Source organism: Epilithonimonas arachidiradicis (assembly GCF_003610695.1).
GTDB lineage: Bacteria > Bacteroidota > Bacteroidia > Flavobacteriales > Weeksellaceae > Epilithonimonas > Epilithonimonas arachidiradicis.
The window spans coordinates 238,336-263,004 of record NZ_RAQH01000004.1; the positions used below are offsets into that span (position 1 = coordinate 238,336).

The window sequence follows — 24,669 nt, forward strand, 5'->3', positions numbered from 1 at the left end:
ATTTTAAATTAATTTTCTAATTGACTTCCAAGATATTCCCATTCCTGCAAAGTCAAATCCAGTTCTTCTTTCGTTTTGTTATAAGTTTCCAAAGCTTGTTCAGAAGGATTTTCTTTGGTAAAAGAATTTTCGAATTCTTCAATTTTCAGTTCCAGTTCAGAGATTTTTTCCTCAACTTTTTTGAGTTTATTCTGAATATTTTTTTGCTCCTTGCTAACAATCACATTCGATTCCGGGCTCTTGATGACTGTATCTTGTTTCCTTTCTTTTGGTTCTTCAGCTTCCTCTTTATGGAGTTTTGATCTTTCGGCGGAGATTTCCCGGATGCTTTCTTTTTGTCTGTATTCCAAGTATTCATCAATATTACCCAAGAATTCTTTCATTTTTCCATCACGGAATTCGAAAATTTTGTCCGATAAACCTTGCAGGAATTCACGGTCGTGAGAAATCACGATCAGTGTGCCTTCATATTTCTGAAGCGCCAATTTGATAATCTCTTTAGACTGAATATCCAGGTGGTTCGTCGGCTCATCCATAATCAACGTGTTGAACGGACGGAGCAATAATTTACAAAGTGCCAAACGGTTTCTCTCACCTCCGGAAAGTACTTTGGTCTTTTTTGTTACATCTTCGCCTTGGAACAGGAAAGAACCTAACAAATCACGCACGCGTGGTCTGGTTTCTTCCGTCGCCGAATCTTCTGCTTCCTGAAGAACCGTTTTCTCAGGCGTCAAAACTTCTTCCTGATTCTGAGCAAAATAACCGATACTTACGTTGTGACCAAGATTCCATTCTCCTGTATAATCTTTGATGTCGCCGGCAAGAATTTTTGCCAAAGTGGTTTTTCCCTGTCCGTTTTGTCCTAACAAAGAGATCCTGTCACCACGCTCCACAAAGAAATCTACGTTGTCAAAAATCTGCTTGTTGCCATAAGCTTTCCCCAGATTTTTAGCTTCGAAAATCACTTTTCCGGGTGTAACAGACGGCTGGAAACGGATATTGAATTTGGAAACATCCTCATTATCAATTTCGATTCTCTCGATTTTTTCCAGTTTTTTGATTAATGATTGGGCAAAAGAAGCTTTGGTCGCACTCGCACGAAACTTGTTGATGTTGTCTTCCATCTGCTTGATTTCCGCATCCTGGTTTTTCTTCGCCTGCGTCAGCTTTTCACGGCGTTCTTTTCTCAGTTCCAGATATTTGGAGTAGTTGGCTTTGTAATCCTCGATCTTCTTATTATTAACATCAAAAGTTCTGTTACAAATGGATGTCATAAACTGTTTATCGTGACTTACCAAGACAATTGAACCAGGATAATCTTTCAGGAAATTTTCCAACCAAATGATAGATTCCATATCGAGGTGGTTGGTAGGCTCATCCAGAAGCATCAAATCATTTTTCTGAAGCAGCAGCTTTGCCAATTCGATTCTCATTCTCCAACCTCCGGAAAACTCATCGGTTATCTTTTGGAAATCATCCGCTTTGAAACCTAAACCAAACAATACTTTCTCAACATCGCCTTCCAGATTGTAGGCGTCGTGGTTCATTAAAAGATCATTTAGTTCCGTCATTCTGATAATTAAATCAGAGTAAGCATCACTCTCGTAATCAGTTCTGGTTGCCATCTGATGATTGACTTCCTCGAGCTCATTTTTCATCGCATTGATTTGCTCATAAGCCTGCATCGTCTCGTCCCAAACGGTTCTTCCTTTTACAAAATCTAGGTCTTGTTTCAAAAAACCAATTGTGATATTTCCTTCCGGAACAACATTACCTTCATAGAAATTGATCTCTCCGGAAAGGATTTTTAGAAGCGTAGATTTTCCAGCTCCATTCTTACCAACCAAACCAATTTTGTCATCTTTTTTAATCGTAAAATTAACGTCTCTGAAAAGATAATTTCCTGCGTGATGCAAACCTAATCCTTGTGCCGAAATCATTATTGTCTATGTTTAAATTTCAATTTGCAAAAGTAGTGAAATATGTTGGATAATATCGGAAGGCATAATTCAATCAAAAAAATTATCTTTGGCGGCAATAAAAAATATTAATCAACAATTATTATGGTAAAAAAACTAATAACGACGGCAATACTTGCTGTCTCGACACTTTCCTTCGCACAAGAAAAAATTTCAATTATTCCTTCTGTTGGATTCGGATGGAGAACTGCAGAAAATCCGGATGGGCTTTCCAGACAGGAAGAAGATTATATCAAAGGATTGAAGAGCGGTTTAAGTGTGGATGTTTCTGCTTACTATCATCTTAAAGGGAATCTTGGATTAGGTTTGAAGTTTTCAAATTTCAGTGCATCAAGTACAGGTACACTCAGCGCTATGGATTCTTCTGGTCAAATGGTTTCGGCAAGAGTTTCTACAGATGATAACATCACTTTCTTCGGTCCTGCTTTTATGTTTTCCAATTTTAATGAAGGTACGAAGCATAAACTTTTTGTAGATCTGGCATTAGGAGTGATCAGCTATACTACAAAAACAGGTAATATAAAAGGAAAAGGTTCAAATATTGGTGCTGAAATGAACATTGCTTATCAATACGCCATTACGAACAATATTTATTTAGGACCCAAGTTGGGATTAACAGGGGGTACTTTGAGCAAGATGACTTATAATGGTCAGACAGTTAATTTTGGAGATAATAAAGAAGGTTTAAGCAGAGTTAATTTGGGTGCTGCTGCTACATTCCGTTTTTAATTTTATCTTTGCAAAAATTCTTATAAAAATGAGCAAGCCGATTTCGGAATTTATAGAAAAGTATTATTTGCACTTCAATGCAGCGGCATTAGTTGATGCTTCCAAAGGTTATGTTGCACACCTGAAAGATGGCGGCAAAATGATGGTAACATTGGCTGGAGCAATGTCAACGGCTGAGTTGGGGAAAATCTTTGCAGAGATGATTCGTCAGGATAAAGTAGATTTTATTTCTTGTACAGGAGCCAACCTTGAAGAAGACCTTATGAATCTTGTTGCACACTCTCATTATGAAAGAGTTCCTCATTACAGAGATTTGACTCCGCAGGAAGAATGGGCGCTTTTGGAAAGAGGTCTGAACAGAGTTACCGACACTTGTATCCCGGAAGAAGAGGCTTTCAGAAGATTGCAGAAACATATCTACGAACTTTGGAAAGATGCTGATGATAAAGGTGAAAGATATTTCCCACACGAATATATGTACAAAATGATTCTTTCCGGTGTTCTGGAACAGTATTACGAAATCCCAAGAGAAAACTCATGGATGATTGCTGCAGCTGAAAAGAACCTGCCAATCGTGGTACCGGGATGGGAAGATTCTACAATGGGTAACATCTTTGCATCATATTGTATCAAAGGCGATTTAAAATTTTCTACAATGAAATCCGGAATAGAGTATATGGCTTATTTGGCTGATTGGTACACGAAAAACTCAGGTGGAAAAGGTGTAGGGTTCTTTCAAATTGGAGGAGGAATTGCAGGAGATTTTCCAATTTGTGTGGTACCGATGCTTTACCAAGATATGGAAATGCACGACATTCCGTTTTGGTCTTATTTCTGCCAGATTTCTGATTCAACGACATCTTATGGCTCCTATTCCGGCGCTGTTCCGAATGAGAAAATCACTTGGGGAAAACTGGATATTACAACACCAAAATATATTGTTGAAAGTGATGCGACAATATGTGCACCACTGATGTTCAGTTATATCTTGGAGAATTCTTAATTGAATTTAATCAAATAAAAAATAAAAAAGCGTTCCAATTCAGAGCGCTTTCTTTATTTTTAAACAAATGATAACTAATCTAGGGAATTAATCAAGACAAAATATCTGTAACCGAAAATTGCTTTCTGTAATTTATTAAGCTTAGTGAAATCCCTCTTGCTGTATTTTGGTAAGACTTTAACATTAATTTTATTGAGAAATCTAAAAAATGCCTTTTTCATAACATTACTTTTAATGATTATCTGCAAGGATTAAACCAAAATTAAAGCATCATCACCCCTTCGATTTCTGCCACTTTCTTGTAAATGGTTATCACCTGATCTGCATCCAGAACGAAACAATCGATTGATACTGACGTGTATTTTCCTGCCGAACTTTCCTTATTGGATAAAGTGTATTTTAGATTATCAAATACTCTTAGAATCTCGGTTATTTTTTCAGAATCACTGGTGACAATGAATTTAAAAAGATATTCTTCCGGGAAGTTATGCTGTTCCTCTAGTTTTTCTTTAAGCGACTTATAAAATTCTTCTGGATTAGCGTGATTGCTATCTATAATATCTGTCATTTTATTTGAATATAATTAAAAAAATCTCCGAAAAAATTCGGAGATCAAAGGTAGTGATATTTTATTTGTCCTACGACGGATTTTCAGCTGTAGCCTCTTGAGGAAGGGAAACATCATCAGGCGCAGCTTCCAAAGCCTTGTCTAACGTAAATAGAGATTCGTCTGTGGCTTGATCACCACCTGCGATTTTAAGCTTATCAATCAACTCAAGCGCTAATTTTTCTTCTTCGATTTGCTCTTTTACAAACCATTGCATAAAGTTCCAAGTTGCCCAGTCTTTTTCCTGAAAAGCCAGATCTACAATATGATAAATCGCTGTAGTATTATCCACCTCGTGCTGGAAAACTTTGTTAAAGCAGTCCGTCAGGTTTTGAGGATTTTCTGGCGGTGCAGGGATGGCCTCTACTCTTGCTTCTCCACCTCTGTCAATGATATACCGCATAAATTTGATCATATGATTTCTCTCTTCTTGAGAATGTCTGTATAAAAAATTGGCGATTCCTCCATAACCTTTTACATCCGCCCAACAGCCATAGGAAAGGAAAATCTGTGAAGCGTGCGCTTCTTTTGTCATTTGTTTAATCAATGCATTCTGCATATTGTTTGACAATCTGTTTGTGTTCATAATTTTATTATTTGGTGATTTAAATCGAAAAGAAGTTTTATTAACTCATTTTGAAGCAATAGAAACTTATAATTCTAAAAAAATCAAATATTGAGCCAAAAAAAGGGGATTTTTTTTCAAGTGTTTAAATTAATTTAGTTGCTGAAGTTGAATTTATTTTTCTGATTTACAGACGATTAAATTAATTTTAATAAATATTAACGTTGTGTTAATAAAAATATTTATATTCGGAGAATAAGAAAATAATACATAAGAATATTATGAGAAAAAATTATGTTAAATTGCCATTGTTGATCGCTGCATTATACTTTGGCAGTGATTTGCATGCACAATCCACACAAGATACTGTTGCGAAAGAAAACAAAATCGAGGAGGTCGTTGTGATTGGATATGGTACACAAAAGAAAGTTGACTTAACGAGTGCAATTACAACAGTAAAAGCCGCAGATATTGTCAAGACACCTTCTGGACAAGCTACTCAAGCCTTACAAGGGAAAGTTGCCGGTGTCCAGATTATTGCAAATGGATCTCCTGGAGAAGCGCCAAAAATGAACATCAGGGGTGTACACTCTATTAATGGGGATAATCAGCCTTTGTATGTTGTTGATGGATTATTTGTTAATAATATTGAGTTTTTGAATCCTAATGATATTCAGGATTTTACAATTCTTAAAGATGCTTCTGCTTCTGCCATCTATGGAGTTTTAGCTGCTAATGGAGTGGTTGTAATTACAACTAAAGGCGGAAGTTTTAATAGAAAGCCAAAACTAACTTACGATTCTTATTACGGAGCACAGTATGCTAATAATGTTATCAAAATGGCCAATGCGGAGCAGTATACAAATTTTGCACTGGAATCAGGAAGTCAGTTTGAAATTGATGCCATTGCTAATGCAATACAGCGTTTCGGAAGAAGTAGAATCAATCCAAATCTTCCTAATGTAAATACTGACTGGTATAAAGAAGCATTAAGGATTGCACCAATTCAAAATCATAGCTTGGCAGTTGATGGTGGTTCTGACAAAGTAGCATATTCCTTAGGAGGACATTATTTTTCTCAGGATGGTATTCTAAATATGAAGAACAGCTATGAGAGATTTAATATCAGAGCAAAGGTAGATGTAAAAGCTACCGACTGGTTAAATGTTGGAGCCTCGATGAATTATACGAGAGGAGAGAAATATGATGACGAAGGTTCTGCTTGGCAACAAGTTTATTATGCCGTGCCTATTATGCCTGTTTATGATCCTTTATTTACATCTGCAACTTATAAGCCATATGCAGATGCTCGAGTACTAGGTTACAGAAGTAGTGATAACCCATTTGCTTTGATGGATAATGTGGATAAATTAGGTATTCAAAAAAACCTGATTTTTAATGCTTACGCTGAAATTAGTTTACTTCCAAAAGAATTGACATTCAAATCTACTCTTTCTTATAACAGTAGAACTTTTAATGAGAGATTAATGGAGTTGCCTTATTTTGTAAATAATTTTGCAGGAGGTTTCCAAAGAACTATAGAAAACTCGTCAATAACTCGTAACAATGCAACTTATGAAGATTATATTTGGGATAATGTCTTGACTTGGAACAAGACATTAGGAGATCATGATTTTACATTAATGGGAGGAACTTCTTTTGCTGATCAATTATACAGTTTTATGAGTATCAAAGGGTTTTTCTATCAAGGAAGCCCATTTTCAAGATACAATGAGAGTACTTGGTATATAAACAATACAGCAGATACAGGAAGAATTACAAATGATGGCAGAGATGATGTAAAGCCTTCCCGTTTTTACAGAACTTCTTATTTTGGAAGATTATCTTATAAATTTAAAGACCGATACATTCTTTACGCCACACTAAGAAACGAGGGGTCAAATAAGTATCCAAACCAAAAGACAATTAATTTACCAGCATTTGGTTTGGGGTGGGTAGCTTCCGAAGAATCTTTCTTGAAAGGAGTCAGTTGGATGAACTTGTTAAAATTCCGAGGAGGTTGGGGTAGATTAGCAAATGACAATGTGCCAAATAACAGACCTAGTACAGCTGAATCTGTTAACAGCGTATTTGCTGATACTTATCTTCCAGCTTTCCAATTCACAACTTTTTTAGATGATGTAAGAAGAGAATATACTGAAGAGACTAACATTGGTATATCTGCAGAATTTTTGAATAGAAGATTGACTTTAGAAGGTGATTATTATGTAAAAGATACAAAAGAAATGGTTATTGGTGTTCCTCCAACAATTGGTACTGCAGTTAGCTATAGAAATGTTGGTACTATGAGAAATAAAGGATTTGAAATATCTTTAGGCTGGAGAGATAAGATTGGAGAAGATTGGGGATATAGTATCAATGCCAACTTTACCAATAATGATAATAATGTTACAAAATTAGTTGATAATGCATCATTTATTGCTAGAGGTTCTGGCGATTTCCCTCAGCGTTTGGTAGTTGGGCAACCTATGGATGTTTTTTATGGATATGATGTGATAGGAGTTTATCAAAATCAGGCTGAAATTAATGCAGATCCAACAGCAGTTGCTTACAATGCAACCAATTCAAGTAGTCCAATCAAACCAGGATATTTTAAATACAGAGATATGAACGGTGATGGTTTGATTGATGATAAAGACAGAATGTATCTTGGTTCTGGTATTCCTACATATTATTTTGGAGGTTCATTAGCTGTAAATTATAAAACTTGGGATCTTTCAATAGCATTTTATGGACAAGGAGGAAATGTAATCCTGAACAGAAACCGTGCGGAAGTTATTAGAACAACCGGTAGAAATATTGATGCAGATTTTGCAATTAACCGTTGGCATGGGGAGGGTACTACCAATGAGTATGTATCATCGGAAGGTTACAGAAACAGCTGGAATAACCAAAAATTATCAAAATTCTGGCTGCAAGATGGAGACTTTTTCAGAATACAAAACATCCAATTGGGTTACACTCTGAAAGCAGATGGAATACCAGAAATGAGATTTTCTGTAACGGCAGATAGGCCTTTTATGTGGACAAAAGCAGAAAATCTAATGAATCCTGAGATTGGTATTAATGGTGTTAATCTGGATGTGTATCCAACACCTTCAGTTGTATCTTTTGGATACAGTATCAAATTCTAATTTTAAAAATTAACAAAATGAAACAATTAAAATATATAAAAATAATATTACTTGCCGGATTTGTTGGCTTTACTAGTTGCGATAGTAAATTAGATGAATCAATGGAGCTTGACTCAAGTCAAAGTTTTGATTACACCAGTGCTGAAGGAGCGAAAAGTGCCGTATTGGGAGCTTATGCGACTTTGTCTGGAAAGAAACCAGATAATGGAGACACAGGTTTCGGATGGGAGCAAATCCCGTTAATTTCTGTAAGAGGTGATGATGTTAACGCTGGCGGAAAGGGTGACCAAGCGCCCTTTACAGATACAGATAACTATTCATACGACCAGAGTTATTGGATGTACAATTCATTATGGGAAATTCTATACCAAAGAATTGTACAAGTAACAGCGCAGATGGCAGAATTAGAGAAGTTCAGAGCTGGAGGAGTTAATTCTCAGCTTATTGATCAGTATCTTGCGGAGTGTAAAACGCTTAGGGCTTTTTATACGCTTCAGATTTCCAGAGTTTGGGGAAAGGTGATAGTTATGGAGGTTTTGGATCAGAGTCAATTGACATTGAAGTCTAAGGATGATGTAATGTCTTGGATTTCATCGCAAATGGATGAATCAATTTCTAATCTTCCAGATATGAGACCAAATCAACGTACGGATATTAAAGGTGGAGTTACAAAATATACAGCTTTAGCTGTTAAAGCGATGGCAAATCTTGAATTGAAAAATTATCAAGCTGTTGCAGATGCTACTGGGGAGATAATAGGATCAGGAAAGTTCACCTTATTTGGTGATTATTATGAGTTATTCAAAACACCAGGAAAATTGGCCGATGAAAACCTTTTAGAGATTCAATATACGGATTTTGGTGTAGGTACTGGAAATAATGTAAAACATCTTTGGGATTTTTACGGACCAACAAACTGGACACCTTCTGTAACAGGTGCTACCGCAGGATGGGGTTTTTACGAACCAAGTATGAAATACATCAAATTTATGTTAGCGAGAAATGAACAGAAAAGATTGGTAACCAATGTTCTGTTTACACCAGATGGAATTAATAAAATTAAAGAAGATCCTAATTTTTCAACATTACCATCCTGGGTTTCTAATGTAACTCCAGATAATGACCAAATTAATAATTCTGCAAGAGCATTATTCTTCAGTGGTAAACATTATCTACCATCTAATCAATTGATTCCAGGTAGACTTAGCTATGGAAGTAATAAAAACTATATCATTACCAGATATGCTGAAGTATTATTAATGTATGCTGAAGCTGTTGCAAGAGGGGCTAGCCCAACTGCAGGTTCTGCAGTTGATGCTGTTAATAAAGTGAGAGAAAGAGCAAATTTAGGACTTTTAACTTCTGTTACAGCTGATCAGGTGATGGATGAGAAGTATGCAGAACTTGGTATGGAGTGGGGTATTCGTTATTTCGATATGGTTAGATTAGGTAATACCGCTGCTTTGAGTTATGATGGTAGAACCTTTACTATGGATAAACAATTCTTACCTTATCCTTTGGCACAGTTAGAAAGAATACAATCATTAGAAAAATAATAACTTTGAATCAATTAAGATGAAAAACATAATAAAATTAACCTTCGCCTCTGTAGCTTGGTTAACCTTGTCAACCGCATGTTCAGAAGGATATATTGATGATATTAGTAGTATGTCTCAAGGTGAGGACAAAGCGGCTCCAGTAATTACGATAAATAGTCCGACAGCAGGAACAACAACTATTCCGTTTACTGATACTACTTCAGATTTTAAATTCGATTATAAAGTCTCTGATGATATAGAAATTGCAAGTATTGAGATTCTTGTAGATGGAGCAGTTCAGAAATCATACAATAATTTTTTAGATTACAGAACTTTCTCTGAAATCTACACGAAAAATATTGGATTGGGTTCTCATACATTCACAGTTAATGCTAAAGATCTTTCTGGTAAAACTTCCACAAAGTCAGTGACCTTTACTATAGATAATAAATATACTGCATTATATGGAGAAAAAGCCTATTTCCCATTTTTTGCAGGCAATATATTTACAGAGTTGTTATCAGGAACAAACCCAACTGTTATAGGATCTCCGACAACTGTCAGTGGCGGTAAATCTGGCGCCGCTTACAAGGGAGCAATTGATTCTTATCTTCAAATTCCGTTTAATAACAATCTTTACAGCAATGAGAATGGAATTAGTTTTACATTCTGGTACAACGTAGATGCTACACAGGATAGAGCCGGGATTATTACACTTGGAGACGAATCGATTACTAATAATGATGATAGCAGAAAGAAAGGGCTTAGACTTTTCAGAGAGGGAGCAAGCAAAACTGTTAAACTGAATCTTGGTATTGGTTCGGGAGAATCTTGGAATGATGGTTTCAATATTGGAAGTACAACAGGATGGATCCATATTGCTGTTACAATTTCTAAATCTGAATCAAAAATCTATATGAATGGTGTTTTACAAAGAACAGCAACCTATTCAACACCATTTGATTTCTCAAATTGTTCTAAACTGTCAATTGGCTCTGGAGCTCCAACATTTACATATTGGGATCATAAATATGACTTAAGTCAAATAGATGAACTTAGAATTTATGACAAAGCTTTAGACGAAACAGAAGTTAAAGCTACAATGCAATAAAAAATACTTACCTTAGTATTAGACTAACAATGAAAACACTTTATGAATATTCATAAAGTGTTTTTCATAAAAAATAAAACAATGCTAAAACAGAATTTCTTTAATATATTTATTTGTTCGACTACAATTTTCTTAGGCAGTTGTTCCAACTCTAGTGATTGGGATCCAAATGATACATTAGTAAATAATCCACAAGAACCGGCAACAGTTTACACAGATGCTCAGATTGTAGAAATGACGCAGAAAGACGCTCTAAAATATTTCTGGGATTTTGCTCAAACCAATTCCAAACTGGCTAGAGAAAGATATCATACAGATAATCCTGGTCAAGATGCTAATGTTGTAACCACAGGAGGTTCCGGTTTTGGATTGATGACGATTTTGGTGGGAATCAAGAATGGTTATATATCACAGCCGGAAGCAGTTTCGAGATTAACAACTGCTCTTGATTTTCTCAAAACAGCCAATCGTTTTCACGGAGCTTGGCCACATTGGATCAATGGAACTTCTGGTAATGTAATTCCTTTTGGAGAAAAAGATAACGGTGGAGACTTGGTAGAAACGGCTTTTCTTGCACAAGGGTTGATTTGCGTAAGAGAATATTTTAAGAATTCAACTAACTCAACCGAATTGACATTAGCACAAAAAGCCGATGATCTTTGGAAAGGAATCGAATGGAACTGGTACACGAAGGGAGAAAATGCATTATACTGGCATTGGTCGCCGAATTATGATTTCCAGATGAATATGAAACTACAAGGCTTTGACGAAACGCTCATCACTTACGTTTTAGCAGCGGCTTCCCCAACTTATTCAATAGATAAAGTTGTGTATCAAAATGGTTGGGCAAGAAATGGTGGCATCAAATCTTCGGGGTCACAATTTGGGATTCCATTGGTGGTTAATCATAATGGAGCTACAGGAACAGTTGGTCCAATGTTTTGGTCACATTATTCTTTTTTAGGTTTAGATCCAAGAGGTTTGTCGGATGATTATGTTAATTATGGAGATGTAACGACGAACCATGCCAAAATTATGTACCAATATTGTGTTGCTAATCCGAAAGGCTGGCAAGGTTACAATTCCAAAAGTTGGGGGCTAACAGCAAGTTATTCCAGAAATCCTACTACTGGAGGAGATGATTACGCTGCACATCAACCCAATAAGGATTTAGGAATTATTTCCCCAACGGCAGCCATTTCTGATATGCCTTATACGCCTACAGAAAGTATGAATTTTCTTAGATTCTTGTACAACGAAAACTATTCAAAATATATTGGCGTTGCTGGACCTTATGATGCTTATTCAATTCAATACAATTGGGTTACACCAAGATATTTGGCTATTGATCAGGGTACAATTGCACCGATGATTGAGAACCATAAGAACCAATTTTTATGGAATCTTTTTATGAATGCACCTGATGTGAGGCAAGGCTTAATTAAGCTTGGCTTTCACTCGTCTATTCATGGATTTTAAATTCTAAAAATTTATTAATGAAAAACCTATTATCAATATCCATTATTTCACTATCCGTTCTGCTATCCTGCAAGAACTCTCAGGCAACAAATACTACAAATACCGAGACAAAAGCAGTTTCAAAAAACCTGACCGATAAACAATTAATGGATAAAGTTCAACGCGATGCGCTCAAGTATTTTTGGGATTTTGCAGAACCCAATTCACTATTAGGAAGAGAACGTTACCACGAGGACAACATCTACCCGGACAATGACAAACACGTGATTACGACAGGAGGATCGGGATTTGGGCTGATGACGATTTTGGTTGGTGTAGACAGAAAATACATTCCTCGTCAGGAAGCTGTCAAAAGACTGACTCATATCGCGGACTTTTTGGAAAAAGCAGATCGTTTCCACGGCGCCTGGTCGCATTGGATCAATGGAGAAACAGGCAAAGTTGTTCCTTTTGGGAAAAAGGATAATGGCGGAGATTTGGTCGAGACTGCATTTTTGGTTCAAGGGATTATTTGTGTACGCGAATATTTTAAAGACGGAAATGCGGAGGAAAAAGCTTTGGCTGCAAAAATGGACAAATTGTGGAAAGGTGTAGAGTGGAACTGGTACACCAAAGGTGGACAAAAAGTTTTGTATTGGCATTGGTCACCAAGTTATGGCTGGGAAATGAACTTTCCATTAGAAGGCTATAACGAATGTCTCATTACTTACGTTTTGGCCGCTTCATCACCAGATTATTCTATAGATTCCGAAACGTACAACAAAGGCTGGACCCGCAACGGAACTTACACAACAGATCGTACAAAATATGGACTTCCGTTGTATGTTAAGCACAATTATGCAGAAGAATTTGGTGGTCCGTTATTCTGGTCACAGTATTCTTATCTGGGGCTTGATCCAAGAGGTTTGTCCGACAAATATGTCAAAAGCTATTGGGATCTAAATCGGAATCATGTCTTGATAGATTACAAATATTGCCTGGAAAATCCATTCAATTACAAAGGATATTCTGAAAAATATTGGGGATTGACGGCGAGTTATTCCAGAAACAAAGACGGTTCTGTAGGCTACGCAGCACATCAACCTATGAAAGAAGATTTTGGGGTAATTACTCCTACGGCTGCGTTGAGTTCTATGCCTTACACTCCAAAAGAATCCATGGCTGTATTAAGATTTTTATACGAAGAAAAACCAAATTTCATTGGACAAGCAGGTCCATACGATGCCACTTCCATCAATTTTAATGATTGGACAACGCCGCGCTATCTGGCTATAGATCAGGGAACAATCGCACCAATGATCGAGAATTACCGTTCGGGATTATTGTGGAATCTCTTTATGAATGCGCCGGAAATTAGAACCGGACTCAAAAAAATCGGATTCAAATCCACAGAACATCAAATCCAATAGCCAAAAAGTAGTATATTTAGGCGCTCATATTTATTGCCTCAATTTGAAGCAATGTAGATTTTAGGAGCCGGGAACCTGCTGTCCGCTGTATCTTTTTCCTTTTTTGCAAAAAGAAAAAAGGATGCCGCTACCATCAGGGCTAGGGCATTAGACAAAATAATAAAAATTCAACAACTTACGGAGAATTCAACGTCTCAAATGAGTTTTTTTGAAAATTTAAAAAATGAAATTAAAAAATATCATACTTCTATTACTTGCGTTTTCATCTTTTGCGGCAGCACAGGAAATCAAAGCTGAGTTCAATAAAGAAGTCAAAATTCAGAAAAAGTTAGCCTACATTCTGGATATTCCAAAAGATATAAAAAGCAAAATTCCATTAATTGTTTTTCTTCACGGTTCCGGCGAAAGAGGCAATGATCTGGAAATCGTAAAAGCGCACAGTCCATTTACATACAAAAATCTGATCAAAGAACCTGTTGCGATTTTGGCGCCCCAGTGTCCGGCCAATACATGGTGGGATACAGATGCGGTTTATTTTCTGATCAAAGAGATTTCAGAAAAATACAAAATCGACAAAGACAGAATCTACCTTACTGGATTATCAATGGGCGGATGGGGAACTCTGAAGTTGGCTGGTGAACATCCGGAAATGTTTGCCGCAGTCGCATCGGTCTGCGCTCCGACAGACCGTGTAATGTGGGCTAATATCCATAATTACAAAGATATGAACCTGAAGATTTTCCACGGCGGAATGGATGATGTGGTTCTTCCGGAAAATGCGTTCAATTTTTATCAGAAACTACATCCAGTCAATCCAAAAGCAGAATTGACCATTTTCCCTAATGACAATCATAACTCCTGGGATTCTACCTATTCCGATCCTAAGCTATACGAATGGATGCTATCATTCAAAAAAGAATCAATAAAAAAATAAAAATAAATATCTACATATGAAAAAGTTCGTAATCCTTGCTGCATTGGCACTTTCGCCTTATTTTCTGGCGCAGGAATTGGTGACCAAGCCAGTTCAGTCTTATCAAACGGAAAAATACCAGTCAAAGAAAAAAGCTTTCGTTGATAACTTAATTTCCAAAATGACTCTGGATGAGAAAATCGGTCAGTTAAATCTGCCTTCATCTGGAGACTTCACAACTGGTACAGCGCAAAGTTCTGACATCGGAAAAAAAATTGAGCAAGGCTTAGTTGGAGGATTATTCAATATCAAAGGTGTGGATAAGATCCGCGACGTTCAAAAAGTAGCTGTCGAAAAAAGCCGTCTTAAAATCCCAATGATTTTTGGAATGGATGTTATCCATGGTTACGAAACAACCTTCCCGATTCCATTAGGAATAGCTGCATCGTGGGATATGAATTTGATCCAGAGATCGGCCCAGATTGCTGCTCAGGAATCTACAGCAGATGGTATCAACTGGACCTTTTCTCCAATGACGGATATCTCAAGAGATCCAAGATGGGGCAGAGTGTCCGAAGGTTCTGGAGAAGATCCGTATCTGGGAAGTGAGATTGCAAAAGCGATGGTCTTTGGCTATCAGGGAACCGACCTTTCTAAAAATAATACAATGTTAGCTTGTCTTAAACATTTCGCGCTGTATGGAGCGCCGGAAGGTGGACGGGATTATAACACCGTTGATATGAGTCACGTATCTATGTTTAACAATTATTTCCCACCCTACAAAGCAGCTGTAGAAGCGGGTGTTGGTTCTGTGATGGCTTCTTTTAACGAAGTTGACGGCGTTCCGGCAACAGGAAACAAATGGCTGATGACAGATGTCCTCAGAGATCAGTGGAAGTTCAAAGGTTTTGTGGTTACGGATTATACCGGCATCAATGAAATGGTAGACCACGGGATGGGAGACCTTCAGCAGGTTTCTGCGCTGGCGATGAATGCCGGAGTGGATATGGATATGGTTGGCGAAGGTTTCTTAAAAACTTTGAAAAAATCAATTTCTGAAGGAAAAGTTTCTGAACAAACTGTTACAGATGCGGCAAGAAGAGTTCTGGAAGCCAAATATGATCTTGGTCTTTTTGATGATCCTTACAGATACACGGATTCTAAGAGAGCCCAGAAAGAAGTTTTCAGTCCGAAGCATTTGGAAGCAGCGAGAACAATTTCTGCGAACTCAATGGTTTTGATGAAAAACGATAAGCAGGTTCTTCCGCTTAAAAAGTCAGGAACGGTAGCTGTTATCGGACCGTTAGCTGATAATGCCCTCAATATGACTGGAACCTGGAGCGTTGCAGCAAAGCACGCTAATTCTATTTCGTTATTGAGAGGTTTGAAGGAGACCGTAGGAAAAGATGTTAATTTCATTTTTGCAAAAGGAAGCAACATTTACGAATCTGCAACAATGGAAGAAAGAGCAACAATGTTTGGTAAAACAGCAGATAGAGACAGTCGTTCTGCTGATCAAATCAGGAAAGAAGCTGTAGACGTGGCTAATAAGGCTGATGTCATTGTCGTAGCCTTAGGCGAAAGTGCCGAGATGAGCGGCGAGTCAAGTTCAAGAACCGATATAGGGATTCCGGAAACTCAAAAAGAATTGTTGAGAGAACTGAAGAAAACAGGTAAACCAATTGTTGTGGTTCTTTTCACAGGTCGTCCATTGGTACTTACAGAGGAATCCGAATTGGCTGATGCGATGCTGAATGTCTGGTTCCCTGGAAGTATGGCCGGATATGCAGTGTCTGATGTGCTTTACGGAAAAGTGAATCCTTCTGGAAAATTACCAATGACCTTCCCAAGAAGTGTTGGTCAGGTACCAATCTATTATAATGCTAAAAATACAGGTCGCCCGTTAAGTGCGGAAAATACAGACAAATGTAATTTTGAAAAATTCCGTTCCAATTACCTGGACGAGTGCAACACGCCGCTTTATCCGTTTGGATATGGCTTGAGTTACTCTAAATTCGGTTATTCTGATGTTTCAGTTTCCAATGCAAAACCAACCGGAAATGCAGAGATCGAAGCGACGGTAACATTGACGAATAATGGAAAATATGATGGTGCAGAAGTGGTTCAGCTTTATATCAGAGATTTGGTTGGAAGCATTACAAGACCGGTTAAAGAGCTGAAAGGTTTCCAAAAAGTGTATCTGAAAGCTGGCGAAAGCAAAAAAGTAACATTCAAAATCTCTCCGGAAGATTTGAAATTCTATAACAGTCAATTGAAATATGATTGGGAAGCTGGAGACTTTGATATTATGATCGGAACCAATTCTCAAGAAGTTAAAACAACTAGAATCAATTGGTCTAAATAGTTAAAAACCGCCTCAAAAAGAGGCGGTTTTATTTTTATTATTCTTTGATGAATTTCTTAGAGATCCATTTCTGATTATCTTTTTTCAGATTCAGAAGATAAGTGCCTTTTTGTAGTTTAGAGACATCAATGCTGTTGTCGTTGTCAGATATTTGAGCTTGATGAACAATTCGTCCGGTCAGATCCAGGATTTCTGCAGAAATATTTTTACCATTCATATTTTTAAGGTAGATTTTCTCTCTGGCAGGATTGGGAGTGATCAAAAAATCAGGTTGATTGATATCCGATACAGCAAGATTATTGGTTTTGATTTTATAAATGGTATTGCCTGCTGCTATGTAAAGTTGTTTCTGATTGTCCTCGCCAAAAGTTGTAAAATTCGCTGAAAAACTCGGACTCCAAACAATGGTATTCGAAGTATCCATAACACCGATTTGACCAGAGCAGTAATCAGCAAAAACGTATTTTCCTATGAGATCTGTATATAGGTTGCCTCTGTAGAGATAACCGCCGGTAATGGAGCATTTTCCTCCGGAATGATCGTATTGCGCAATTGGAAAAGTCATTGTAGAAGCATTAGGACATCCTGTGGTGTTGTAGGGATCATTGCCTTCATAGCATCTCCAACCATAGTTGATTCCGGGTGTTGTAGCGGAAACTCTATTGATTTCTTCAATCTCTCCTTGTCCGACATCAGCAATCCAAACCTGATTGGTAATTCTGTCAAACGAAAATTTCCAGGCATTTCTAAGTCCGTAAGCCCAAATTTCATCGGCACCTTCACTTCCCACAAAAGGATTATCCGGAGGAATATTATAAGCATTATCAGAATTGACATCAATTCTCAGCATTTTTCCTAAAAGCGAATTTTTATTTTGAGCATTATTATTCGGATCGCCGCCGCTTCCGCCATCGCCGGTAGAGATCCACAAATAACCGTCCGCTCCAAAATGAATACTACCGCCGTTATGATTCGTAAAAGGTTTAGGAATCGTCAAAAGGATTTTTTCCGATGACGGATCTGCTGTATTAGGATTTGATGAATTTGCAGTAAATCTCGAAACCCTGATATCTCCTTGCAAATTATTGTAATAAACAAAGAAATAACGATTGGTTGAAAATTGTGGATGAAATGCTAGTCCCAATAATCCTCTTTCACCTCCGAAAGTGATGAGATTAGAAATATTCAGAAAGTTATCCGGAACGACAGTTCCGTTTTCATTCACAATCTTAATGGTGCCGGATTGCTGGACAACAAATAATCTGTTATCCGAAGTTGGCGATGCAACAATCTCCACAGAATTAGAAATCCCGGAAACAAAGTTCTCTAGGCTAATGGTCTGAGCTGATAAACAGGCCGCTAAGAATAAGCCGATCCAAAGTAGAAGTTTTCCCATAACTTATTATTTTATAATTAATTATAGCCTTACCAAATTATATGCCTGTTGACCAATTCTATTATTAATTTTTATAAAAAATTCTGATTCTCTTTCATTTTTCGGATAGATATAGCGCTTTTGTTATTTCTAAAATTTAGTAAATACATATTTCTCATTCCCAAATTCTTATTTCCGTTATAAATCATTATATTTGCCGACTAAAATTATATATATCGTAAGAAAATGCAAGGAAAAGGACTCGTTACACTAGTTGCCATCGTTCTTGGACTGATTTGTCTCAATGAGCTTTTGCCTTCTTTCTATGCCAATAAAATAGAAAAGGAAGCTAGAGCTATTGCAGGTGATAATCAGGTAAAATACCAAGCCGAACTCGACAGACTTTCTAAAGACACGCTTAATCTTGGTTTTACAAAACTGAATTATACGTCTGCAAAACAAAAAGAGATGAAGTTGGGGTTGGACCTAAAAGGTGGTATCAACGTATTATTGGAGATCAACCAAAGAGATTTGGTTAATGATCTTAGCAATTATTCTACAAACGCTATCTTGATAGAAGCGCTTAACAGAACAGATCAGGCTCAGAAAAGCTCGAGTAAGCAATACATCGAAGACTTTTTTACCCAGTTCGAAGCTGTTAACAAACAAAAAGGTACGAATCTGAAACTTGCTGATCCGGAAATTTTTGGTAATACCAATCTTTCTGAGATCAAATTCAATACGCCTGACGATCAGGTGAAAAATATTATCAGAAGAAAAATAGATGCGTCTGTAGGAACAGCTTATGAAGTTCTTAGAACGCGTATCGACAAAATGGGTGTAACTCAGCCAAACGTTCAGAGAGTTCCTGGAACCGGAAGAATCTTGGTAGAGATGCCTGGTATCAAAGATATCGACAGAGTTAAAAAGATGTTGGCGACTTCTGCCAAACTTCAGTTTTGGGAAGTACAAATGGGACCGGAAGTTCTGCCTTATTTCTCAGAACTCAACCAGTTGGTTAAAGTTAAAGGAGATTCCATTGGTGTTGCTAAAACTACAAACCTGACGAATCTTATCCAGTTAAACTCAACGCCAGGTAACGCTGTTGCTAATGTAAAATTATCAGATACAGCAGTTGTTAATAAGATCCTTAATAGTGCAATTGCTACAAAAGCTCGCCCGGTAAACCTGAAGTACACTCAGTTTATGTGGGGATACAAGCCGGAGACAAATACGTCAAACAGTCTTGTGTTATATGCAATCCGTGGGAATATCAATCAAAAAGCTCCGGTTGACGGTGCTGTAGAATCTGCAAACATCAACTATGACCAATTAGGACGTATTGTTGTAGATATGCAGATGGATTCTCAAGGTGCTCGTGACTGGAAAGCAATGACGGAGAAAAACAAAGGAAAAGTTGTGGCTGTAACGCTGGATAACAGAGTTTATACAGCGCCAATGGTAAATGAAGTCATTCCTAACGGAAGAACGCAGATTTCCGGAAATTTTAGTCAGGAAGAAGCTAAAGATTTAGTAGATGTTTTAGGCGCAGGTAAGTTGCCTGCAGGTGCAAAAATCGTTCAGGCAGATGTTGTAGGACCATCATTAGGAGCAGAGTCTATCAACGACGGTGTCATGTCTTTCTTGATCGCCTTTGCAGTAATTATTATTTACATCATTTTCTACTACGGTGGTGCTGGGGTCTATGCAGTAATTGCGATGGTCGTTAACTTATTCTACATTTTCGGGATAATGGATTCGATTGATGCGACATTAACGCTTCCAGGTATCGCTGGTATCGTATTATCAATGGCGATGGCGGTCGATGCGAACGTAATTATCTACGAAAGAACAAAAGAAGAATTATTCCGAGGAAAAGGAATAATGGAAGCTTATAAAGATGGTTTCAAACACGCGATTTCTGCGATTATCGATGGTCACTTGACGACATTGATTACAGCAATTATCCTGTATGTATTCGGAACCGGACCAATCAAAGGGTTTGCGGTAACATTGATTATCGGTTTGATTATGACATTGTTCACATCCGTATTGTTGTCAAGAGTCATGATCTTCAACAGATTGGAAAAAGGAAAATCGCTTTCTGTTTGGACTGCACCTACAAAAAATCTTTTCAGAAATACTTGGATCGATTTTATTGGAAAAAGAAAATGGTCTTATATCGTTTCTGCGATCCTGATGGTAATCTCTCTTGCATCCATTGCAATCAACGGTTTCAAATATGGTATCGACTTTACAGGTGGACGTAACTATGTTGTAAGATTCGAAAAACCGGTTGACGCTAACAAAATTGAAGAGAATCTTGCTAAGTTGATGAAAACTGCAGACGGTAAAAACGAGTCTGTGGAAGCTAAAACTTTTGGTAACTCATCTCAGTTGAAAATCACGACCGATTATCTGATCGACGACGAATCTCTTGCAGCAGATCAAACAGTTGAGAAAAAGATCTACGATGGCCTTAAGCAGGATTTACCGGCAAATATGACATTGGCAGATTTCAAATCAGCGGACAAAGGTCATGCAGGTATCGTGTCTTCTACCAAAGTAGGACCTACAGTAGCAGATGATATCACCACACACGGTATTTTAGCAGTTGTTGCATCACTGATTGGTATCTTCATCTATATCCTGGTAAGATTCGACAAGTGGCAGTTCTCTCTTGGAGCAGTTGCTGGTCTATTCCATGATACAGTGGTGATTCTGGGAGTTTACTCGTTATTCTACAAAGTAATGCCGTTCAATATGGAGATCAATCAGGATTTCATTGCGGCGATTCTGACAGTAATTGGTTACTCGATCAACGATACCGTAATCATCTTCGATAGAATTAGAGAATACCTGCGCGAGAAAAAAGCCTTGACTTTGGCCGGGTTATTTGATGACTCAATCTCCAGTACAATTGGTAGAACGTTCAATACGTCATTCACGACGATTTTGGTGATCCTTGCGATTTTCATCTTCGGTGGAGATAACCTGAGAGGCTTTATGTTCTGTCTATTGATCGGTATTGGATTCGGTACATATTCATCTATTTTCATCGCATCGGCTACGGCTTATGACTTCTTGAGAGGAAAGAAAAAAGAAGAAAAAGTAACGGGAAAATCATCTACAGATGTAGAATTGGCAAAGTAATCCCTTACAGTATATAATTTAAAGCTCTCAAGTAATTGGGAGCTTTTTTATTTATACACTTTCTAAATTTGGGCACCTTTTCCGCGCTCCGCTCCCGCTTTTCTGTTCGTCATACTTCCTCACAAAAAGAGCTCCGCTCAGCTCGGGGTGCGCTTCGCGGATCAGAACATTAGTTATCAAAGGAGTCATCTTTGTCAAGTAAAAAATTGCAAAAATAAAATCTTCAAAACGATCAATTCAAAAAAATATTATCTTCGCAACTTATGAAACAGAATCAAAAATCAGCAGCTATAGGTTTTATATTTATCACCCTTTTGATAGATATTACAGGTTGGGGCATCATCATTCCCGTGGTACCGAAACTGATAGAAGAACTGATCCATGCAGACATCAGTGAGGCTGCCAAGTATGGCGGCTGGCTCAGTTTTGCCTATGCTTTCATACAGTTTGTGTTCTCACCTCTGGTCGGGAATCTAAGTGATAAATATGGACGAAGACCGATTATTTTGCTTTCATTATTTGGATTCTCTATCGATTATATCTTCCTGGCTCTGTCGCCTAATATCTGGTGGCTTTTTGTAGGTAGAATCATTGCCGGGATTACCGGCGCCAGTGTGACGACTGCCAGCGCTTACATTGCCGATGTCTCCACAGATAAAGACCGGGCGAAGAACTTCGGGTTGATAGGAGCTGCTTTTGGGATTGGTTTTATTATTGGTCCTGTCCTGGGTGGTGTGCTGGGACATTATGGATCAAGAGTCCCTTTTTATGCGGCGGCGGTGTTGTGTATGATTAATTTTATTTACGGCTACTTCATTTTACCGGAAAGCTTACCCAAAGAAAACCGGCGAGAACTGGACTGGAAAAGAGCAAACCCGGTTGGATCTTTCAAATTCTTAAAAAAACACCCTGAGATTTCGGCATTGACAACTGCTTTGATCCTGATCTACATCGGTGGACACGCGGTGCAAAGTAACTGGAGTTTCTATACGATGTACAGATTTGCCTGGGATGAGCGAATGGTGGGTATCTCCTTAGGCGTTGTCGGTCTGTTGGTCGGCCTGGTGCAAGGATTATTAATAAGATGGATCAATCCTAAGATTGGTGATCAGAAAAGCGTTTTCTTTGGACTGTTGCTGTATGCTGTAGGAATGCTGCTCTATGCTTTTGCGACAGAAGGCTGGATGATGTTGGTGTTTACGATACCGTATTGTTTAGGAGGGATCTGTGGTCCTGCGTTGCAATCTATAATTACCAAAAATATACCGTCCAACGAGCAAGGTGAATTGCAAGGCGCATTAACCAGTCTGATGAGTGCAACCTCAATCATTGGTCCGCCAATGATGACGCAATTGTTCTATTATTTCACCCATAAAGATGCACCGTTTCTTTTTCCCGGGGCACCATTTTTCCTAGCATTTTTGTTATTTGCAGGTAGTCTCTATTTTGTTTATATCAGCTTTAAAGGGAAGAAATCATAAAAGCCCTCACAGATTGGGCAAATTCAGTAGATCATAAAATAAATCTATAAAATCTGCGCGATTGCAAGAATATTAATCTTAAGATTTTGGAACGTAAGTGTAAACATTGTAAGGAATGATTTTTTCTGCTGTTTTTTTAGCTATCAGACTTCCTAGAAGAATCGGAAAAAATAATTCATAACCGTTGGGAACCAAACTGCAGGTAAGAATCAATGCTGTAAAAGGTGCATAGACAGCAGCGGACAAAGTGGCTGCGATGCCAACCAATGCAAAATTGAGATACACCAGTGTGGTTCCAAAAAATGTATTGCAAATAATCGCAAAAGCTAATCCCAGATATGCTCCGGCAACAATGCTCGGTGCGAAAACACCGCCGTCACCGCCAGCTCCCAAGGTAAGTGATGATGCCAAAGGTTTTAAAAGAACCAGAGCTAATATAAATAAAACCGAGTAGTTCTGAGGATGACCAATCAACGCGTTCAAAGAATGGTAACTGTCACCATATAAAAACGGAAATAGACAAATCAACCCGCCAACAGCTAATGCACCCAGATTAACTCTCAGAAAGTTGTTATGAATTCCGGAAAAGAAATTTTTGATTTTGATTACCAATAATGTAAAGTAAACAGATAAGGTTCCGCTGATCAAACTCAGTATAATCATAAATGGAACAGCCACCCAATTCCATTCCCTGACAGGTAAACTAATCAAAGGTTTCGAAGGGAAAAAGTGAAGGAATACCCAAGCCACCACAGCGGCAGAAACACAACTGATCAATAATGTTTTGTTGATTTTTCTGGCGATTACTTCCAACGCAAAAAGGCAACCGACGAGAGGATTTCCGAAAAGAACAGCAACACCAGCCACAACGCCGGCACAAATCAATTCCAGCTTGTAAACATTAGCAGCAAACTGTTTTTCGTAAACAGAATTGCCAACTGTAGCGGTGGCAACCACTGTAGAAACCTCGATTCCGGTAGAACCACCAAAAATAACGGTCAGGAATCCGTTGATATAATGAGAGGGTATTTTGAAAAACGGCAGATGATCCTTTCTCTGATCCACTGTTTTGTAGATCTCGGTAATGCCTTTGTTTTTCCTGTTTTTGAAAAGATACTTTCTCAGAAAATAGATGGCAGTAATCCCAATTGTTGGCAGAATGATAAACAGGTAAGCATTAGTTTTTTCAGCAAATTCAAATATATGTTCCTGGCAAAGCTCTGTGATTTTCTTGAGTGTTAATCCTAAAATGGATGCGATAATGCCGATGAATAATGATGAAATAATTAATTTGAAATAATTGTGCGCTTGCACTTTCTGTCTTTTCATTGCTCAATCTCTTACGAGTCATAAATTTACGGCAAAAATATTTGATAAAAGAATGCGTTGTTTTTGAATCGAGAATCTATTTCTATGTTATTTTTAAGTAAAAATTAATAAAATTCTCTGTATCAATTCTCTAAATCTTTCTTAATTTTGCCAAATGGAATTGAGTATTGGAGAAATGCTGATGATTGCTCTGGCAATTGTAGTTTTATTCGGACCAGATAAATTACCCGAGATCGCTAGAGGTCTGGGCGAAGGTGTCCGTAAAATGCGCGGCGCAGTAGATGATATCAAAACCGAAATCATGAAGGAAGCAGACAACCCTGTTTCCGAAATCAAAAAAGAGATCGAAAAAGTGAAGCAGTCTGCGCAGGAATTTAATCCGTTAGCGGACAAAAAAAACGAAGCTTTTCTCAAGCAAGAAATGCCTAAAATAGATCTTTCCGAAGATGATACACACGAAGGTCCCGTAAGCCGATAA

The 24,669-nt window shown here is 37.8% G+C and carries 17 protein-coding genes; 12 read left to right on the plus strand and 5 right to left on the minus strand.

All coding sequences use genetic code 11. From position 1 onward, the window contains the following. Positions 1-8: 8 nt before the first annotated feature. Positions 9-1,940, minus strand: coding sequence for an ABC-F family ATP-binding cassette domain-containing protein (locus BXY58_RS08835; RefSeq protein ID WP_120213491.1), 1,932 nt, complete (start codon positions 1,938-1,940; stop codon positions 9-11). Between the two features lie 123 nt (positions 1,941-2,063). Between BXY58_RS08835 and BXY58_RS08840 the strand changes: the two genes are divergently transcribed. Together BXY58_RS08840 and BXY58_RS08845 are read left to right on the plus strand one after the other, a co-directional pair. After that, positions 2,064-2,708 carry a hypothetical protein gene (locus BXY58_RS08840; RefSeq protein WP_120213492.1) on the plus strand — a complete coding sequence of 215 codons (645 nt, stop codon included), beginning with the start codon at positions 2,064-2,066 and terminating at the stop codon, positions 2,706-2,708. A 28-nt stretch (positions 2,709-2,736) separates the two neighbouring features. After that, positions 2,737-3,711, plus strand: coding sequence for a deoxyhypusine synthase family protein (locus BXY58_RS08845; protein WP_089873725.1), 975 nt, complete (start codon positions 2,737-2,739; stop codon positions 3,709-3,711). Between the two features lie 262 nt (positions 3,712-3,973). On the opposite strand, the gene BXY58_RS08850 is transcribed toward BXY58_RS08845, so the two are convergent. Together BXY58_RS08850 and BXY58_RS08855 are read right to left on the minus strand one after the other, a co-directional pair. Continuing rightward, positions 3,974-4,279 (minus strand): DUF493 domain-containing protein, encoded by a 306-nt coding sequence (locus tag BXY58_RS08850; protein ID WP_120213493.1) that lies wholly within the window; start codon positions 4,277-4,279, stop codon positions 3,974-3,976. Positions 4,280-4,349: 70 nt separating this feature from the next. After that, positions 4,350-4,904: a ferritin gene (locus BXY58_RS08855; RefSeq protein WP_120213494.1), complete on the minus strand. Its 555-nt coding sequence runs from the start codon at positions 4,902-4,904 to the stop codon at positions 4,350-4,352. A 260-nt stretch (positions 4,905-5,164) separates the two neighbouring features. Between BXY58_RS08855 and BXY58_RS08860 the strand changes: the two genes are divergently transcribed. The 7 genes from BXY58_RS08860 (at position 5,165) to bglX (ending at position 16,853) form a co-directional block, all read left to right on the plus strand. Continuing rightward, on the plus strand, positions 5,165-8,038 hold the full coding sequence (locus BXY58_RS08860) for a SusC/RagA family TonB-linked outer membrane protein (protein ID WP_120213495.1): 2,874 nt from the start codon (positions 5,165-5,167) through the stop codon (positions 8,036-8,038). A gap of 101 nt (positions 8,039-8,139) precedes the next feature. Then, on the plus strand, positions 8,140-9,594 hold the full coding sequence (locus BXY58_RS08865; protein ID WP_229728414.1) for a RagB/SusD family nutrient uptake outer membrane protein: 1,455 nt from the start codon (positions 8,140-8,142) through the stop codon (positions 9,592-9,594). A gap of 19 nt (positions 9,595-9,613) precedes the next feature. Next, positions 9,614-10,687 (plus strand): LamG domain-containing protein, encoded by a 1,074-nt coding sequence (locus tag BXY58_RS08870; protein ID WP_120213497.1) that lies wholly within the window; start codon positions 9,614-9,616, stop codon positions 10,685-10,687. 81 nt (positions 10,688-10,768) lie between these two features. Beyond that, positions 10,769-12,166, plus strand: coding sequence for a glucoamylase family protein (locus tag BXY58_RS08875; protein WP_120213498.1), 1,398 nt, complete (start codon positions 10,769-10,771; stop codon positions 12,164-12,166). Between the two features lie 17 nt (positions 12,167-12,183). Next, positions 12,184-13,575 (plus strand): glucoamylase family protein, encoded by a 1,392-nt coding sequence (locus tag BXY58_RS08880; protein ID WP_120213499.1) that lies wholly within the window; start codon positions 12,184-12,186, stop codon positions 13,573-13,575. 223 nt (positions 13,576-13,798) lie between these two features. After that, entirely contained in the window at positions 13,799-14,509 is a 711-nt protein-coding gene (locus BXY58_RS08885; RefSeq protein ID WP_120213500.1) for a carboxylesterase family protein, read from the plus strand. 16 nt (positions 14,510-14,525) lie between these two features. Beyond that, the gene (gene bglX / locus BXY58_RS08890; RefSeq protein ID WP_120213501.1) at positions 14,526-16,853 is read left to right on the plus strand and encodes a beta-glucosidase BglX; all 2,328 of its coding nucleotides are present in this window, start codon (positions 14,526-14,528) and stop codon (positions 16,851-16,853) included. A gap of 37 nt (positions 16,854-16,890) precedes the next feature. Here bglX and BXY58_RS08895 read toward each other — a convergent pair whose 3' ends face one another. Next, positions 16,891-18,249 carry a PQQ-dependent sugar dehydrogenase gene (locus BXY58_RS08895; protein ID WP_120213502.1) on the minus strand — a complete coding sequence of 453 codons (1,359 nt, stop codon included), beginning with the start codon at positions 18,247-18,249 and terminating at the stop codon, positions 16,891-16,893. 225 nt (positions 18,250-18,474) lie between these two features. Here BXY58_RS08895 and secD point away from each other — a divergent pair, with 225 nt between their 5' ends. Next, a complete protein-coding gene (gene secD / locus BXY58_RS08900) occupies positions 18,475-21,381 on the plus strand; it encodes a protein translocase subunit SecD (protein WP_120213503.1) in 2,907 nt (968 codons plus the stop codon). 263 nt (positions 21,382-21,644) lie between these two features. Continuing rightward, entirely contained in the window at positions 21,645-22,862 is a 1,218-nt protein-coding gene (locus tag BXY58_RS08905; RefSeq protein ID WP_120213504.1) for a TCR/Tet family MFS transporter, read from the plus strand. Positions 22,863-22,940: 78 nt separating this feature from the next. On the opposite strand, the gene BXY58_RS08910 is transcribed toward BXY58_RS08905, so the two are convergent. Continuing rightward, complete coding sequence (locus BXY58_RS08910) at positions 22,941-24,191, minus strand: chloride channel protein (protein WP_120213505.1); 1,251 nt, start codon at positions 24,189-24,191, stop codon at positions 22,941-22,943. Between the two features lie 154 nt (positions 24,192-24,345). On the opposite strand from BXY58_RS08910, the gene BXY58_RS08915 reads away from it, so the two are divergent. After that, entirely contained in the window at positions 24,346-24,669 is a 324-nt protein-coding gene (locus BXY58_RS08915) for a Sec-independent protein translocase subunit TatA/TatB (protein WP_120213506.1), read from the plus strand.

Coding starts and splice junctions, on each gene's coding strand:
- BXY58_RS08865 (WP_229728414.1), top strand. CDS start 8,140: ATGGAGCTTGACTCAAGTCAAAGTTTTGATTACACCAGTGCTGAAGGA.
- bglX (WP_120213501.1), top strand. CDS start 14,526: ATGAAAAAGTTCGTAATCCTTGCTGCATTGGCACTTTCGCCTTATTTT.
- BXY58_RS08875 (WP_120213498.1), top strand. CDS start 10,769: ATGCTAAAACAGAATTTCTTTAATATATTTATTTGTTCGACTACAATT.
- BXY58_RS08850 (WP_120213493.1), bottom strand. CDS start 4,279: ATGACAGATATTATAGATAGCAATCACGCTAATCCAGAAGAATTTTAT.
- BXY58_RS08855 (WP_120213494.1), bottom strand. CDS start 4,904: ATGAACACAAACAGATTGTCAAACAATATGCAGAATGCATTGATTAAA.
- BXY58_RS08880 (WP_120213499.1), top strand. CDS start 12,184: ATGAAAAACCTATTATCAATATCCATTATTTCACTATCCGTTCTGCTA.
- BXY58_RS08840 (WP_120213492.1), top strand. CDS start 2,064: ATGGTAAAAAAACTAATAACGACGGCAATACTTGCTGTCTCGACACTT.
- BXY58_RS08835 (WP_120213491.1), bottom strand. CDS start 1,940: ATGATTTCGGCACAAGGATTAGGTTTGCATCACGCAGGAAATTATCTT.
- BXY58_RS08915 (WP_120213506.1), top strand. CDS start 24,346: ATGGAATTGAGTATTGGAGAAATGCTGATGATTGCTCTGGCAATTGTA.
- BXY58_RS08910 (WP_120213505.1), bottom strand. CDS start 24,191: ATGAAAAGACAGAAAGTGCAAGCGCACAATTATTTCAAATTAATTATT.
- BXY58_RS08860 (WP_120213495.1), top strand. CDS start 5,165: ATGAGAAAAAATTATGTTAAATTGCCATTGTTGATCGCTGCATTATAC.
- BXY58_RS08895 (WP_120213502.1), bottom strand. CDS start 18,249: ATGGGAAAACTTCTACTTTGGATCGGCTTATTCTTAGCGGCCTGTTTA.
- BXY58_RS08885 (WP_120213500.1), top strand. CDS start 13,799: ATGAAATTAAAAAATATCATACTTCTATTACTTGCGTTTTCATCTTTT.
- BXY58_RS08845 (WP_089873725.1), top strand. CDS start 2,737: ATGAGCAAGCCGATTTCGGAATTTATAGAAAAGTATTATTTGCACTTC.
- BXY58_RS08870 (WP_120213497.1), top strand. CDS start 9,614: ATGAAAAACATAATAAAATTAACCTTCGCCTCTGTAGCTTGGTTAACC.
- BXY58_RS08905 (WP_120213504.1), top strand. CDS start 21,645: ATGAAACAGAATCAAAAATCAGCAGCTATAGGTTTTATATTTATCACC.
- secD (WP_120213503.1), top strand. CDS start 18,475: ATGCAAGGAAAAGGACTCGTTACACTAGTTGCCATCGTTCTTGGACTG.